Below are 16,016 nucleotides of genomic sequence, written 5' to 3' on the forward strand. Positions count from 1 at the left end.
TCGTGCAGCTGAACGGCCGGAAGATCGCCGTGCTCATGGAGAGCGACTTCTACGAACCCGAGATCCTCTACTACCAGCGCCGCTTCGCCGAGGAAGGTGGCACCGTCCACTTCCTCAGCCGGATGTGGGGCAACGACCGGCTGGTCTTCCGCGGACACGAGCACGGCATGCCCTTCGAGGTCACCGAGTCCTTCGAGGACATCGACGAGTACGGCCTGCGGGAGTACGCCGCGGTGATCGTCCCGTCCGGGATCGTCGCCGACCGGCTGCGCTACACCGAGGACGTGGACCGGCTGCCGCCGGCCTCGACCTTCCTGCGCCGGGCGTTCGCCGACCCGGCCATCGTCAAGGGCATCATCTGCCACGGCATGTGGCTGGCCGCGCCGATCCCCGCGGTGATCCGCGGCCGGCAGGCGGTCGTCCACAACAACCTGCTCGGCGACCTGCGCAACATGGGCGGCGTCTTCGTGGACGAGGACGTGGTCGTCGACCGCGACCTGGTGACCGCCCGCACCGGCAACCACTGCCACCTGTTCGCCCGCACGATCATCGACCAGATCTCCCGGCGCGGCACCCGGCCCTGACGCCCGTCGCCGCACCGCCCCCACGAGAGGAGTCCCGCCATGACCGCCAGCGCCCCGCACCGCCGTCGGACGACCGTCCCGGTACACCAGCGGCCCGAACGTCCCGGGCGGATCCCGGTCCAGGACGTGCGACCGGCCGTCGACGGCGGCCGCAGACCGGCGAAGGCCGTCACCGGGGAGAGCGTCCCGGTGACCGCCACCGTGTTCCGGGAGGGCCACGACGCCGTCGGTGCCAACGTGGTGCTCCGCGGCCCCGGCAATCGGCGCGGCCCGTGGACGCCGATGCGCGAGCTGGAACCGGGCAGTGACCGCTGGGGTGCGCAGGTCACCCCCACCGTGCCGGGGCGCTGGTCGTACCGGGTGGAGGCGTGGAGCGACCCGGTCGCCAGCTGGCAGCGCACCGCCGCGATCAAGATCCCGGCCGGGATCGACACCGAACTCGTCCTGGAGGAGGGCGCGCAGCTGCTGGAGCGGGCTGCCGCCGGCGTCCCCGGGAGCCGCGGCCGCCGCCTGCTGGAGCGCACCGCCGCCGCCCTGCGCGACGTCTCCCGCCCCGCCGAGGAACGGCTGCTGGAGACCCGCCGCCCCCGCCTCGGCGCCGTCCTCGCCCGCTACCCGCTGCGCGAACTCCTGACCGTTTCGCAGGAGTTGCCGTTGCAGGTGGATCGTCGGCGGGCGTTGTACGGGGCGTGGTACGAGTTCTTCCCGCGTTCGGAGGGTGCGGTGGTGGACCCGTCCGGGGTGCAGCCGCCGGTGTCGGGGACGCTGCGGACGGCGGCGCTGCGGCTGCCGGCGGTGGCGGCGATGGGCTTCGACGTGGTGTACCTGCCGCCGGTGCACCCGATCGGGCGGGCGCACCGCAAGGGGCCGGACAACACGCTGACGGCCGGTCCGCACGACGTGGGCTCGCCGTGGGCGATCGGCTCGCCGGAGGGCGGCCACGACGCGGTCCACCCGGACCTGGGCACGATCGAGGACTTCGACCACTTCGTGGCCGAGGCCGCCGGGCTGAACCTGGAGGTCGCGCTCGACTTCGCGCTGCAGTGCTCGCCGGACCACCCGTGGGTGAACAAGCACCCGGAGTGGTTCAGCCACCGCGCGGACGGCACCATCGCCTACGCGGAGAACCCCCGAAGAAGTACCAGGACATCCACCCGATCAACTTCGACCAGGACTTCGACGGCCTGGTCAAGGAGACGGTGCGGATCCTGCGGTTCTGGATGGGCCACGGGGTGCGGATCTTCCGGGTCGACAACCCGCACACCAAGCCGGTGGTGTTCTGGGAGAAGGTCCTCGGCGACATCGCCCGCACCGACCCGGACGTGGTGTTCCTGGCGGAGGCGTTCACCCGGCCCGCGATGATGCACACCCTGGGGAAGATCGGCTTCCACCAGTCGTACACCTACTTCACCTGGCGCACGACCAAGCAGGAGCTGACCGAGTACCTGACCGAGCTGACCGGGGACGCGGCGGCCTGGATGCGGCCGAACTTCTTCGCGAACACCCCGGACATCCTGCACGGCTACCTGCAGCACGGCGGCCGGGGCGCGTTCGCGGTCCGCGCGGTGCTGGCCGCCACCCTCGCCCCCAGCTACGGCGTCTACGCCGGCTACGAACTCGCCGAGAACGAGGCCGCGCACCCCGGCTCGGAGGAGTACCTGCACTCCGAGAAGTACGAACTGCGGCCCCGGGACTGGACGCGCAAGGACACCCTCGCCCCGCTGCTGACCGCCCTCAACCGGCTCCGCCGCCGCCACCCGGCCCTCCAGCAACTGCGCGACCTGCAGTTCCACGAGACCGACAACGACCAGGTCATCGCCTACTCCAAGCGCGCCACCACCGACGACGGCATCGAGGACCACGTCATCACCGTCGTCAACCTCGACCCCCACCACACCCAGGAAGCCACCGTCACCCTCGACCTGCCCGAGGAGACCAAGGTGCGCGACGCACTCACCGGCGAGATCTACCTCTGGGGCGGCCGCAACTACGTCCGGCTCGACCCGGCGCACAGCCCCGCCCACCTCCTCACCGTCCGTCAGGACGGCTGACCATGCCCACCGCCGCGATATGCGAGTCCTGCCTGGCGACCGAACGGCGCTCCGGGCTGGAGGGCGACGAACTGCTCCGCCCGATGCTGCCCGTCCTGCTGCCGTGGCTGGTCACCCGCCGCTGGTTCACCCACGAGAGCGGCTGCCTCCAGGACCTGCGGCCGATCACCGACGCGGTGACCGCCCACCCGGGCGGCGCCGTCCTCGTCCACGCCCTGCTCGCCGCCCAGCACACCTCCGGTGCCTCCCGCCGCTACCAGCTCCTGCTCGGTGTCCGCCGCCGGCTGACCGCCGCCCTCTCCGGCGCGGTCATCGGCCGGATCACCGGCGGCCGCTGGCACGACTGGTGGCTCTACGAGGCCACCGAGGACCCGGAACTGATGTCCCTGCTGGTGGAGCGCGGCCGCACCGGCCGCGGCCGCCCTCCGCACCTGACGCTCACCGCGCCGGACGCCGTCCCGGCCGGCCTCCAGCCGCGCCTGCTCGACGCCGAGCAGAGCAACACCTCCGTGGTGTACGGCAATCGGCTGATGCTCAAGCTGTTCCGCCAGCCGCAGCCGGGCAACAACCCCGAGGTCGAGGTGCTGTCCGCGCTCACCGAGGCCGGCTCCACCCACACTCCCCGGCTGTTGGGGCGGCTGCACGCGGGCGACTTCGTGCTCGGCGTCCTCCAGGAGTACCTGCCCGCCGACGGCAGCGGATGGGAACTCGGCGTCCGGCAGGCCGCCGACAGCCTGCGCGGCCGGGAGGACACCTGCGGCCTGGGCGGCTTCAGTGCCGACGCGCAGGCCCTCGGCGGCAGCGTCGCCCGGATGCACCGGCTGCTCGCCGACGCCTTCCCCCGAAGGGTGCTGACACCGACCCAGGTCGTGCGGTGCGCCGACGAGCTCACCCTCCGCCTCCAGCAGGCGGCCAAGGAGGTGCCCGCGCTCCAGCCGTACGCCGCCCGGATCGTCGGGATCTACGACGACTTCACCCGGGCGGCCTCCCAGGGGCGCGGCCTGGAGGGCCAGCGGATCCACGGCGACCTGCACCTCGGCCAGGTGCTGCGCACCCAGACCGGCTGGAAGGTCATCGACTTCGAGGGCGAGCCCGGGCGCCCGGGCGCCGCCCAGGGCAGGCCCCAGCCGGTGCTGCGCGACGTCGCGGGGATGCTCCGCTCCTTCGAGTACGCCGCCGCGCAGGCCCTCGGCGCCGTCCTCGCGGAGGAGGGCGAGGACGGCGCGGGCGCGGCCCGCCTCTCGCCGGGACGGCTGCGCCGGATCCGGCAGGCGCGGGCCTGGGCGCAGCGCGGCCGGCACGCCTTCATGGCCGGCTACGCCGCCGCCGGGCCGGTGGACCCGTACTGCCATCCGGCCGTCCTGCGGGCCTTCGAGGCGGACAAGGCCGTCTACGAGGTGCTGTACGAGGCCCGCCACCGGCCGGACTGGATGCCGATCCCGCTGGCCGCCGTCGAGCGGCTCGCCCGGGGCCGCTGACCCCGCTCCCCACCGACTCCGAGAGGACCTTCCGTGACCGTGCTGCAGACCGCCCCGATCCCGCTCCCCGAGGCGCGTCCGGCGCCCGACGACACCGCGCGGCTGCTGTCCGGCCGGCACCACGACCCGCATGCCGTGCTGGGCGCCCATCCGGTCGGGGACGGCACCGCGGTACGGGTGCTGCGGCCCGGCGCGGTGGGGGTGGACCTGCTCACCGCCGGCGGCGCCGTGCCGCTCACCGGCGGCCCGGACGGCCTGTTCACCGTGCTGCTGCCGGCCGTCGGGCCGCCGGGGTACCGCCTGCGGGTGCGGTATCCCGGCGGCGTGGAGACCGTCCAGGAGGACGGGTACCGGGTGGCGCCGACGCTGGGGGAGCTGGATCTGCATCTGATCGCGGAGGGCCGGCACGAGCAGTTGTGGCGGGTGCTGGGTTCGCACCTGCGGGAGGTGGAGGGGATCGCGGGGGTGTCGTTCGCGGTCTGGGCGCCGAACGCGGCCGGCGTGCGGCTGGTCGGCGACTTCAACCACTGGGACGGCACCGGCCACCCGATGCGCTCCCTCGGCTCCTCCGGCATCTGGGAACTCTTCGTCCCCGCCCTGCAGGCCGGCACCGTCTACAAGTACGAGATCCGCTCCCGCCACGGCGACGTCCGCCAGAAGGCCGACCCGCTCGCCCGCGCCGCCCAGTGCCCGCCCGACACCGCCTCCCTGGTCACCGCCTCCACCCACACCTGGAACGACCGGGACTGGATGGAGCGCCGCACCCGCGCCCCCCACCACCGCGCCCCGATGTCCGTCTACGAACTCCACCTCGCCTCCTGGCGCCCCGACCTCACCACCTACCGGCAGATCGCCGACGTCCTGCCCGGCTACCTCACCGCCCTCGGCTTCACCCACGTCGAGTTCATGCCCGTCATGGAACACCCCTTCGGCGGATCCTGGGGCTACCAGGTCTCCGGCTTCTACGCCCCCACCGCCCGCCTCGGCACCCCCGACGACTTCCGCCACCTCGTCGACACCCTCCACCAGGCCGGCATCGGCGTCATCGTCGACTGGGTCCCCGCCCACTTCCCCAAGGACGACTTCGCCCTCGCCCGCTTCGACGGCGAACCCCTCTACGAACCCGCCGACCCACTGCGCGCCGAGCACCCCGACTGGGGCACCCTGGAGTTCGACTACGGCCGCACCGAGGTCCGCAACTTCCTCGTCGCCAACGCCGTCTACTGGTGCGAGGAGTTCCACGTCGACGGCCTGCGGGTCGACGCCGTCGCCTCGATGCTCTACCTCGACTACTCCCGCGGGCCCGGTGCCTGGACACCCAACGGGCATGGTGGGAACCAGAACTGGGACGCCGTCCGGTTCCTCCAGGAGATGAACGCCACCGTCCACCGGCGCTGCCCCGGGGTGGTCACCATCGCCGAGGAGTCGACCGCCTGGGACGGCGTGACCCGCCCGGCCGACAGCGGCGGCCTCGGCTTCGACCTGAAGTGGAACATGGGCTGGATGCACGACTCCCTGCGCTACCTGTCCAAGGAGCCGGTGCACCGCAAGTACCACCACAACGACATCACCTTCTCGATGGTCTACGCCTACTCCGAGAACTACGTGCTGCCGATCTCGCACGACGAGGTGGTGCACGGCAAGCAGTCCCTGGTCTCCAAGATGCCCGGCGACTGGTGGCAGCAGCGCGCCAACCACCGCGCCTACCTCGGCTTCATGTGGGCCCACCCCGGCAAGCAACTCCTCTTCATGGGCCAGGAGTTCGCCCAGGGCGCCGAATGGGACCACGAGCAGGGCCCGCAGTGGTGGCTGCTCGACGAGGGGTGGCCGGCCGCCGCCGACCACCGCGGCGTCCAGCAGCTCGTCGGCGACCTCAACGCCGTCTACCGCACCACCCCCGCCCTCTGGGAGCAGGACACCACCCCCGACGGCTTCCGCTGGCTCGACGCCTCGGATGCGGACGCGAACGTGCTCTCCTTCGTCCGGTACGCCGCCGACGGCACGCCACTGGTCGCGATCTGCAACTTCTCCCCGGTCGTCCGGCACGGCCACCGGGTCGGCCTGCCGGGAGCGGGCGGGTGGCGGACGGTCCTGGACACCGACGCGCCCCGCTACGGCGGCGCCGGCGCGGCCGGGACGGCCCTGCACACCGCCGGGCCGAGCCCCTGGCACGGGCTGACGCACAGCACCGAGCTGACCCTGCCCCCGCTCGCCACCCTCTGGCTGCAACCGAAGGAGCACGATGGAGCCTGAAACCGCCGCCCGCCTCGTCGGGGCGCACCACATCCGGGGCCTGGCACCCCAGGAGCTCGACGAGGCGGCAGCCCACCGGATCGGGTCGGCCTTCGTCGCCCTGACGGGGGCCGACGAGATCGCCGTGGCCCGCGACATGCGCGGCACCTCCCCGATGCTGGCCGACGCCTTCGCCCGGGGCGTCCTGGAGCACGGCGCCGACGTCGTGGACGCGGGCCCCGGTTCGGCCGACTACCTGTCCTTCGTGTCCGGGTGCCTCGGCGTCCCCGGCGCCATGGTCACCGCGGGCCATCACCCGGCCGCGTACAACGGCATCACGCTCTGCCGGGCCGGCGCCGTCCCGGTCGGTGAGGGCAGCGGCCTTGAGCTGATCCGGGCCGCCCTCGCCGGGCCCGCGGCCGCGCGGCCGGCGGCCGTCCCCGGACGTCGCCGCCGGGTCGCCCTGCTCGACGACTACGCGGCGCGGCTGCGCTCGCTGGTCGACCTATCCGGCCCGCGCCCGGTCAAGGTGGTCGTCGACGCCGGGAACGGGATGGCCGGCCTGACGGTGCCGCTGGTGCTCGACCATCCGCTGCTGGAGGTCGTGCCGGTCTACTTCGAGCCGGACGGCGCCTTCCCGAACCACGAGGCGGATCCGGCGAGGCCGGCCAACGTGGCGGACCTCCGGGCCCGGGTCCGGGCCGAGGGTGCCGACGTGGGGCTGGCGTTCGACGGCGACGGGGACCGCTGCCTCGCCGTGGACGAGCGGGGCGAGGCGGTACCGGCGTCGTCGGTGCTCGCCCTGGTGGCCTCCCGGCTGCTGGCCGACGAGCCCGGTGCCCGGGTGGTGCACGACCTGCTCACCTCCCGGTCGGCGATCGAGGTGATCGAGGAGCGGGGCGGGGTGCCGGTGCGCTCCCGGGTCGGCCGCCCCTTCGTGAAGGCGCTGATGGCCGAACACGGTGCGGTCCTCGGCGGTGAGCACTCCGGGCGCTACTACTTCCGGGACTTCTGGTGCGCGGAGACCGGGATGCTCGCGGCGCTGCACCTCCTGGCGGAGCTGTCCGCGACCGGCCGGCCGCTGTCGGAGCTGGTGAGCGGCTGCGTCCGGTACGCGGCCTCGGCGGAGATCGAGCTGGTGGTGCCGGACCCGGTGGCGGCGATGGTGCGGGTGGAGCGTTCCCTCGGCGACGCGGCCGCGGCGACGGACCGGCTGGACGGCCTGACGGCGTCCTTCGCCGACGGCTCCTGGTTCAACCTCCGGGCGTCCGGCACCGCACCGGTGCTGCGGCTGAACGCCGAGGCGCCGGACGAGGGCGGGCTCGGCCGGCTGCGCAACGCCGTGCTGCGGGCGGCCACCCGGCCGGTGCGCTGACGGCGCCGCGGACCGCCGGGCCGGGCGTGCCGGGCCGGGGCCGGGACGGGCGAGCGGGTCTCGCCCGTCCCGGTCCGCGGACGTCGGTGCGTGTCCGGCGGGATCCGGTGGTCATGCCTCAGTTGACCCCGGGCGAGATGACCGCGCCGGTGGCCGTCGACAGGCCCCGCAGGCCGACGCTGGTCAGCGCCCGCCGGTAGGCGGCCAGTGCCTCGGCGGTGTGGCCGAACTGCTGCCAGAGGTCGCCGACCTGCCGCCACACCTCGCCGGAGCTGCGGTTGTTGCTGAGCTGGGCGAGCTGGCGCTCGACCGCGCGGAGGGTCGCGACGGCGTTGTCCGGGTGGCCGCCCAGGTACTGGGCCTCGGCGAGGATCACCCGGGCCTTGGCGGACTCCCAGCGCGGCTCGGCGCGCAGCAGGCCGAGCGCGCGGTTCGCGTGGCCCGCCGCCTCGTCGTACCGGCGCTGGTGGACGGCGAGCTGGGCGAGACCGGTCTCGTTCCACGCCTGCTCGGCCGCGGTGCCGGCCTCCAGCAGGGCGAGCTGGGACTCGTCCAGCAGGGTCTGGGCGCGCTCCAGGTCGGGGGAGTCGGAATCCATGATGAGCCGGGCGTAGACGCCCTTGAGCAGGGCCTGGTGGCGGACGTTGTCGGTCTCGGCCATCAGCATCAGCGCCCGCTCGGTCAGCGTCAGCGCCTCGTCGAGGCGGCCGCGGGACTTGGCGACCATCGCGGCGTTCCAGTACACCGAGCCGCGGGCGACCCGGGATCCGGTCTGCTCGGCGACCACCATGAGGCGGGCGGCCACCAGGTTGGCCTGGCCGAGGTCGCCGCGCTCGCTGTAGCAGCCGATGAGGGTGGCGCCGAGCTGGATGTGGTCGTCGGTGATGTCGAGCCCGAGGGAGTCGAGCTTGCGCATCGCGCGCTCGCCGACCTCGACACTCATGATCTGGTCGCCGGACTCCCGGTAGCAGCGGCAGAGGGCGACCGCGATCTGCGCCCACTGGGCGGAGCCCGCAACGGTGTTCGGGTCCTCGTAGAGGGTGGTCAGCAGCTGTATGGCGGCCTCCAGCCGGCCCAGCTTCTCGAAGGCCAGGGCCTGGCCGAGGCGGGCGCGGAAGACCATGGTCTCGCTGAGCAGCGGGGCGGATGCCAGTGCCTCGCTGTACGACTGCAGGGCCTCGCCGTTGGATCCGTTGCGCATGGCCATGTCGCCGAAGGCGACCTTGAGTTCGAGCTCCTTGACGGTGGCGTCGTCGTGGCCGGTGCGCAGGTACTCCACGGAGCATCCGACCCGCTCGGCCAGGCTCCTGAGCACGGTCTCCGAGGGCGCCCGCTTCCCGGTCTCGATCAGGGAGACGTAGCTGACCGAGATGTCCTCGGAGGCCAGGTCCTGCTGGTTGAGGCCGCGCTTCAGCCGCAGCTCGCGCAGACGCTGCCCGATTCCGCTCGTCCCACTCTGCGTCTGGTCCATGTATCCATCTCCGAGAGGGTTATGTGGCTTCCCGTTTTACAGGACTCGTCGAATCGGGCCAAGCGGCTCGGTCAGCTTTGTTGCTCGGCGGTGTCAAATCCGCCTTTGTGCCGGGTTCGGAGGTTTCGAAAGAGGGTTGACATGACGTTGTACTCCTGGTGTGCGATCGTTCGCCGCGGAATGATTGACAGGATCTGTCACACAGGATTGACTCATGGTGTCAACTCGTCTCCCCGGAAGGCCCCGACCGATGTCCAAGACCCTGATCGCCCGCTTCTCCGCCGTCCTGCTGGCCGCCGGCCTGGCCCTGTGGGTCGCCCCGGTCTGGGGTGCCGGCGCCGCACCGGTGGTCCTCGCCGACGGCCCCGCCCCCACTGCCACCCCGACCCCGACCGGCACTTCGGGGCCCGGCACCGGCGAGTGCTGCTGACCATGCGCATCGACCTGCTGACCAGGGAGTACCCGCCCGAGGTGTACGGCGGCGCCGGCGTCCACGCGGCCGAGCTCACCCGCGCGATGCGGCGGCTCGCCGACGTCCGGGTCCGCTGCCTCGGCGGGCCGAGGACGAGCCCGGCACCACCGCCTACCGCGTCCCGCGGGACTTCCGCGACGCCAATCCGGCCCTGGGCCACCTGGCCGCCGACCTGCTCATGGCGGCCGACTGCGCGGGCGCGGACGTGGTGCACAGCCACACCTGGTACGCCAACGCGGCCGGTCACACCGCCGCGCTACTGCACGGCGTGCCGCACGTGATGACCATGCACAGCCTGGAGCCGCTGCGTCCCTGGAAGGCCGAGCAGCTCGGCGGCGGCTACGCGTTGTCCGGCTGGATGGAGCGCTCGGCCGTGGCGGCCGCCGACGCCGTGATCGCCGTCTCCCGGGCCATGCGCGACGACGTCCTCGCGGTCTATCCCGAGGTCGCGCCGGAGCGGGTGCGCGTGATCCACAACGGTATCGACACCGCCGTCCACCGGCCGGACGCGTCGGGCGACGCGCTCCGGCGGTTCGGCCTCGACCCCGATCTGCCGATCGTCCTGTTCGTCGGCCGGGTGACCCGCCAGAAGGGCCTGCCGCACCTGCTCCGCGCCGCCTTCGACATCCATCCGAAGGCACAGCTCGTGCTCTGCTGCGGGCAGCCGGACACCCCGGAGATCGGCGCCGAAGTCGCCTCTCTGGTCAATGAGTTGAGTGCCGTGCGCGAGGGTGTCCGGCGGATCGACGGGATGCTCCCCGCGGCCGACCTGCGCCAGTTGCTCAGCAGTGCCACGGTCTTCGTCTGCCCGTCCCTCTACGAGCCGATGGGCATCGTGAACCTGGAGGCGATGGCCTGCGCGACGGCCGTGGTGGCGACCGCCGTCGGCGGCATCCCGGAGGTCGTCGAGGACGGCGTCACCGGTCTGCTGGTCCCGTACGACCGGCTCCCGGACGGCACCGGCGAGCCGGCCGACCCCGACCGGCTCGCGGCCGACCTGGCGGATGCCGTGAACGCGCTGCTGGACGACCCGGCGAGGGCGGAGCGGTTCGGCCGGGCCGGCCGCGAGCGGGCCGAGCTGCTGTTCTCCTGGGACCGGGTCGCCGAGCGGACCCTGGCCGTCCATCAGGGCCTGATCGGAGGGGGAACGCGTTGACAACGGCCTTGACGCGATGAAGGCCGGAATTTGACGGGGATTGCATGATGCTTCGTCATATCGCCGACAGGACTGTGGAACAACGGATCTCCAGGGTCCTTTCGGCGCGGTGCGGAAATGCCGGTCGCGAGCCCGTCGCGGCCGGCTCCGCGCATCGGCGGGCCGCGGGGGACTTCCCCGTTCGCCCGTGCTCCGGTCGTCCGTGCTCCGGTCGTCCGTGCTCCGGTCGTCCGTGGCCTGGTCGTCCGTGGTCCGGTGGCGCGCGGTCCGGAGGGTCGGCCGCGTGACCTTCGCCGCGGGCGCTCGTTGGTGCAGGGCGGGTGGTGTCACCCGGCCGGGTGGTTCCGCCGGGGCGGTCCGGGGTCGAGGCTGGCGTGGCGGTAAACTTAGGCTTACCTAACTTTGAGGGAGAGCCTGCCCGTGAGCCCCACCGTGGACGCCGCCGCCCCCGCCGGCGACGCCATCCTGCGCCGCCAGCGCATCCGCGAATCGGCCGCCCGCACCTACGCCCGGTCGTTCCCGATCGTCCCCGTCCGGGCGCACGGCATGACGGTCGAGGGGGCCGACGGGCGGCGGTACCTCGACTGCCTCTCCGGGGCCGGCACCCTCGTCCTCGGCCACAACCACCCGGTCGTGCTGGCCGCCATCCGCCGCACCCTGGACAGCGGCGCCCCGCTCCACCTGCTCGACCTCGCCACCGCGGAGAAGGACGACTTCACCACCGCCCTGTTCGAGTCGCTGCCGCCCGCCTTCGCCGACCGCGCCCGGGTGCACTTCTGCGGCCCGGCCGGCACCGACGCCGTCGAGGCCGCGCTCAAGCTCATGCGCACCGCGACCGGCCGCCGCGGCGCACTCGCCTTCACCGGCGCCTACCACGGCATGACGGCCGGCGCCCTCGCCGTCACCGGCTCCGTCACCGCCGCACCCCCGCCCGCGGGGACGTCACCCGGCTGCCCTACCCCTACCCGTACCGCTGCCCCTTCGGGGTCGGCGGCCGACTCGGTGCGGAGCTCTCCGCGACCTACACCGAGCGGCTGCTCGACGACCCGTCCGGCGGCGTCGACGCGCCCGCGGCGATGATCCTGGAGGCCGTCCAGGGGAGGGCGGTGTCGTCCCCGCCCCCGACGACTGGCTGCGGGCGATGCGCCGGATCACCGCCGAGCGCGGCATCCCGCTGATCGTCGACGAGGTGCAGACCGGCGTCGGCCGCACCGGCGCCATGTGGGCCGTCGAGCACAGCGGCATCACCCCCGACGCCATGGTGCTCTCCAAGGCCATCGGCGGCAGCCTGCCGCTCGCCGTCGTGGTCTACCGCGAGGAGTACGACGCCTGGCAGCCCGGCGCGCACACCGGCACCTTCCGCGGCAACACCCTCGCCATGGCCGCCGGCGCCGCCACCCTGCGGTACGTCGCGGCCCACGGCCTGGTCGCGCGCTCTGCCGAACTCGGCGCCCGGATGACCGCACGGCTCGCCGCGCTGCGCGACCGGCTGCCGGTGGTCGGCGACGTCCGCGGCCGCGGGCTGATGATGGGCGTCGAACTCGTCGACCCGGCCGGCACCCCGGATGCCTGCGGCGCGCTGCCCGCCGACCCTGCCCTCGCCGTCCGGGTCCGCGAAGCCTGCCTGCGCCGCGGCCTGATCGTCGAACTCGGCGGCCGGCACGACACCGTGCTGCGCCTGCTGCCGCCGCTGACCATCACCGACGAGCAGGCCGAGGCCGTGCTCGACCGGCTCGCCGACGCCGTCGAGGCCGCCGCCCGGTCCGCGGCGTGACGGCCGCCGGGGGCACGCCCCCGCTCTCCGGCGGGTCCGGCGGCCCGGCAGCCCTGCGCCCGCTGCTGGACGAGACCCTGGACGCCCTGGCGGCCGGCGCGCGGCTCCGCGGCGGCCCCGTGCCGCCGGGCGGCCCCGCCGAACTCGCCCGCGAGGTGGACCGGGTGCTCACCGGCGAGGGGCCCGACCGGCACGCCCTGCGCCGGCTCACCGAACTCCTCGCCTACGGGGCCGCCGACCCGGCCGACCCGGCCTGTGCCGCCCATCTGCACTGCCCGCCGCTGGCCGTCGCGGTCGCCGCCGACCTCGCCGTGAGCGCCCTCAACCCCTCGCAGGACTCCTGGGACCAGGCACCCGCCGCCACCGCCCTGGAGACCGCCCTGCTGGCCGAACTCGCCGCCCTGGTCGGCTTCCCGCCCGCCGCTGCCGCCGGGGTGCTCACCTCCGGTGGCACCGAGTCCAACCTGATGGGCCTGATGCTGGCCCGCGACCGGGTCCTCGGCGGCGCCGTCGAGCTCGACGGCCTGCCGCCCGGCCGCCGGCCCCGGATCATCGCCTCCGCCGCCGCCCACTTCTCCGTCCAGCGCGCCGCCGCCCTGCTCGGCCTCGGCGAACGGGCCGTCCGCAGCGTCCCCGTCGACCGCGACCAGCGCATGGACGGCGACGCCCTCGCGGACGCCCTCGCCGAGACGGTCTGGGAGGGCGCCACCCCGATCGCGGTGGTCGCCACCGCCGGCACCACCGACACGGGGGCCGTCGACCCGCTCGGCCGCTGCGCCGACCTCGCCGAGCGGCACGGCGCCTGGCTGCACGTCGACGCCGCGTACGGCGGCGGCGCGCTGCTCTCCGACCGGCTGGCCCCGCTGCTCGACGGCATCGCCCGGGCCGACTCCGTCGCGCTCGACTTCCACAAACTGGGCTGGCAGCCGGCCGCCGCCGGGGTCTTCCTGGTCCGGTGCGAGGAGACCTACGCCTCGCTCGCCCGCCGCGCGGTCTACCTCAACCCCGCCGACGACGAGCAGGCCGGCTACCCCAGCCTGCTCGGGCTGTCGCTGCGCACCACCCGCCGGGCGGACGCCTTCAAACTGGCCGTCACCCTGCGCACCCTCGGCCGTCCGGGCCTCGGCGCCCTGGTCGACGCCTGCCACGACCTGGCCCTGCACGCCGCCGCGGCCGTCCGGGCGGAGCCCGCCCTCGACCTGCACGGCGACCCGCTGCTCACCACCGTGCTGTTCCGCTACCGCCCGGCCACGGACGGCCCGGACGCCGCCGATCGGATCAACGCCGAGTTGCGCCGCCGGCTGCTGCACACCGGCCGCGCGGTGGTCGGCCGCACCGAGCTGCCCGGCACGGGCCGGGCCGGGTCCGCCTCAAGCTGACCCTGCTCAACCCGCACACCTCACCCGCCGACATCGACCGACTGCTGGCCGACATCGTCCGCCAGGGACGCGAGGTGGAATCCGCCCCTGGTCCGTCGCGGGCGGCTCAGGACTGAACGGGAACCGGTGACGGGGTGACGACGACCGTGTGGCCGTCGGGGTCGTGGTGGGCGTAGGGCGCCTGCGGGTCGTGGATGTTGACCGCGGACACGTAGACGGTGTCGGAGGAGCGGTCGAAGTACAGCCGCGAACTCTCGGCCCGCACCAGGGACGTGTCCAGTGCCTCGTTCCGCACCCAGAACCCGCCGGCCGGCACGAACGGCGCGAGCGGGGCGGGGATCTCCAAGTCGGCGAACCCCACCTGGGCGGCGCTTCCCTGGGCGGGCGGCATCGACACGGGAGTCGTCTGCCGATCGCCGAGCAGGCGGGCCACCTGTCCGGGGGCCAACCGGGCCACGATGCTGGAGAGCCAGTCCGTCGGCCCCGGAACCCGGTCCCCGGGTCTGCCGGGCGAGGTCTGCATCCAGTGCGTCGAGACGATCGGCCCGAGCAGCACCAGATCCCGCCGGATCGGTCCGAGGTCCGTCGACACCTCCGGCTGCTGCTGGGCCTCCTGGGCGTACTCCCGTTCCTGCCAGGCCCATCCGGCCGCCAACGGCACCGCAACCGCGGCACCCAGCAGCAGGAACCCCCTGCGTCGCACTCCCACCTCCGGCTCGGCGATCGCCTCATTCGATCATGCCGACCGCACGCCGTCCAGGCTCAGGCGAGCCGGCCGATCCTCCGCGCTGCCCTGATTGCCGTCCGGCCGAAATCCGCCTGACGGAATCCCCGTACAGCCCGGGAGGCTTTGCGGACCATCGGATCCGGAGAAACTCACCATGGCTGACGACCAGTCATGATGCTATCGATGCGCCGGAGTTCCGTGAACATACTTCCTTCCGGCTGTCCATCGCCATTCGGCCGGACTACGGCGGGATTTCGCCAACCAACTGCCAAGGCTTGCGGATCCGGTGATCAACGGCGGTAACTTCTCGTGGTCGCCGCCACACCGGGAGCACACGGCACCCAGGGACTAGCGGCGCAGGGGGATCTCCAGCCTGCCGTTCCCGGCCTGTCCACGGCCGGTCCGAGCCCCCTCCCGAACACTCGCGCCCGACCCGGCGCCCCGTTCCCCGCGCACTGCTCCGCCCGCCCGAACCGGGCGCCCGGGCGCGCGTTCGCACCACTTCTCCCTTCCATTCGGCCCCGTTCGACGGGCCCTGCCCTGCGGAGACTTCGGCATGAGCGAAACCCTTCTGAGCGACACCCCGGTGAGCACCGGGACGAATCCGTCCCCGACGGCCGCGGAATTCCACGCGGCGCCCTTCTCCGAACGCTGCCGGCAGATATTCGGCCGCGGCGACCACCTGCTGATCGGGGTCAGCCCCGGAAACAGCTATTTCAGTGCCGGGCGGATCGCCGAGCTCGTCCACTGGGGGCGCAGCCGCTTCTCCGCCGTGGACGTCGTCCACGCCGACCTCCACGTGGAGGCCCAGTTCGCCGCCGCCGGGTACCCGCCGGACGCCGCGGCGCGTCGGGCGGCCAAGGAGGTCAAGGCCACCCGGCGCCGGGTCGAGCGCGGCGTCGCCGACGCCGGACGGACAGCGGTCGGCGTGCATGCCCTGTCCGACTTCACGGACACGGCGGCCTACCGACGGCTGCACCGCGGCGTCCTGGACGCCCTCGGCACCGACCGGCCCCTGCGGACGGCCACCGAGCGGATGGCCGGCGGCTTCCTGCACTCCAGGCTCGACGGAGCTGCCCCGGCCGCCGACCAGCTGGCGGCCGGCGTGGCCTACATCGCCGCCGAACTGCCGTTCTTCCTGGACACCCCGGCCCTGCTCGGGGTGGCCTCCTCGGTCGCCTGCTACCACGTCGAACTGCCGCTCACCGGCGTGCTGTTCGGCCGTGCCGAGGGGCTGCGCGCAGCCGCCGGACAGGCCTACGCCGTGGTCCGTCCGGCGGCCGTGGCGGCCGTCGCCGCCTGACCGGGCGCCACCCG

The 16,016-nt window shown here is 73.8% G+C and carries 9 protein-coding genes and 3 pseudogenes; 10 read left to right on the forward strand and 2 right to left on the reverse strand.

Features of this window, described 5'->3' with window-relative positions:
* The first annotated feature begins 2 nt into the window (after window positions 1-2).
* The 5 genes and pseudogenes from ABEB13_RS31000 (at window position 3) to ABEB13_RS31020 (ending at window position 7,720) form a co-directional block, all read left to right on the forward strand.
* The gene (locus ABEB13_RS31000; RefSeq protein ID WP_345709883.1) at window positions 3-584 is read left to right on the forward strand and encodes a DJ-1/PfpI family protein; all 582 of its coding nucleotides are present in this window, start codon (window positions 3-5) and stop codon (window positions 582-584) included.
* Window positions 585-623: 39 nt separating this feature from the next.
* Window positions 624-2,635: pseudogene (locus tag ABEB13_RS31005) on the forward strand (alpha-1,4-glucan--maltose-1-phosphate maltosyltransferase).
* Window positions 2,636-2,637: 2 nt separating this feature from the next.
* Window positions 2,638-4,113 carry a maltokinase N-terminal cap-like domain-containing protein gene (locus tag ABEB13_RS31010; protein WP_345708112.1) on the forward strand — a complete coding sequence of 492 codons (1,476 nt, stop codon included), beginning with the start codon at window positions 2,638-2,640 and terminating at the stop codon, window positions 4,111-4,113.
* A 33-nt stretch (window positions 4,114-4,146) separates the two neighbouring features.
* Window positions 4,147-6,366 (forward strand): 1,4-alpha-glucan branching protein GlgB, encoded by a 2,220-nt coding sequence (gene glgB, locus ABEB13_RS31015; protein WP_380233359.1) that lies wholly within the window; start codon window positions 4,147-4,149, stop codon window positions 6,364-6,366.
* A complete protein-coding gene (locus ABEB13_RS31020) occupies window positions 6,356-7,720 on the forward strand; it encodes a phosphohexomutase domain-containing protein (protein ID WP_345708113.1) in 1,365 nt (454 codons plus the stop codon). The genes glgB and ABEB13_RS31020 overlap by 11 nt, the downstream gene beginning before the upstream one ends.
* 118 nt (window positions 7,721-7,838) lie before the next feature.
* On the opposite strand, the gene ABEB13_RS31025 is transcribed toward ABEB13_RS31020, so the two are convergent.
* Complete coding sequence (locus ABEB13_RS31025; RefSeq protein WP_345708114.1) at window positions 7,839-9,191, reverse strand: helix-turn-helix domain-containing protein; 1,353 nt, start codon at window positions 9,189-9,191, stop codon at window positions 7,839-7,841.
* A gap of 250 nt (window positions 9,192-9,441) precedes the next feature.
* On the opposite strand from ABEB13_RS31025, the gene ABEB13_RS31030 reads away from it, so the two are divergent.
* From ABEB13_RS31030 to ABEB13_RS31045, 4 genes and pseudogenes are all read left to right on the forward strand, one after another.
* Complete coding sequence (locus ABEB13_RS31030; RefSeq protein ID WP_345708115.1) at window positions 9,442-9,621, forward strand: hypothetical protein; 180 nt, start codon at window positions 9,442-9,444, stop codon at window positions 9,619-9,621.
* A gap of 2 nt (window positions 9,622-9,623) precedes the next feature.
* Window positions 9,624-10,819, forward strand: a pseudogene (glgA, locus tag ABEB13_RS31035) (glycogen synthase).
* Window positions 10,820-11,239: 420 nt separating this feature from the next.
* A pseudogene (locus tag ABEB13_RS31040) lies at window positions 11,240-12,593 on the forward strand (diaminobutyrate--2-oxoglutarate transaminase family protein).
* Window positions 12,590-13,972, forward strand: coding sequence for a pyridoxal phosphate-dependent decarboxylase family protein (locus tag ABEB13_RS31045; RefSeq protein ID WP_345708116.1), 1,383 nt, complete (start codon window positions 12,590-12,592; stop codon window positions 13,970-13,972). The pseudogene ABEB13_RS31040 and the gene ABEB13_RS31045 overlap by 4 nt, the downstream one beginning before the upstream one ends.
* A 106-nt stretch (window positions 13,973-14,078) precedes the next feature.
* Here the strand turns inward: ABEB13_RS31045 and ABEB13_RS31050 are convergent, their stop codons facing one another.
* Entirely contained in the window at window positions 14,079-14,675 is a 597-nt protein-coding gene (locus tag ABEB13_RS31050) for a hypothetical protein (protein WP_345708117.1), read from the reverse strand.
* Window positions 14,676-15,255: 580 nt separating this feature from the next.
* On the opposite strand from ABEB13_RS31050, the gene ABEB13_RS31055 reads away from it, so the two are divergent.
* A complete protein-coding gene (locus tag ABEB13_RS31055; protein ID WP_345708118.1) occupies window positions 15,256-16,002 on the forward strand; it encodes a tRNA-dependent cyclodipeptide synthase in 747 nt (248 codons plus the stop codon).
* Window positions 16,003-16,016 lie beyond the last annotated feature (14 nt).

This window comes from Kitasatospora paranensis (assembly GCF_039544005.1).
GTDB classification, from domain to species: Bacteria; Actinomycetota; Actinomycetes; order Streptomycetales; family Streptomycetaceae; genus Kitasatospora; species Kitasatospora paranensis.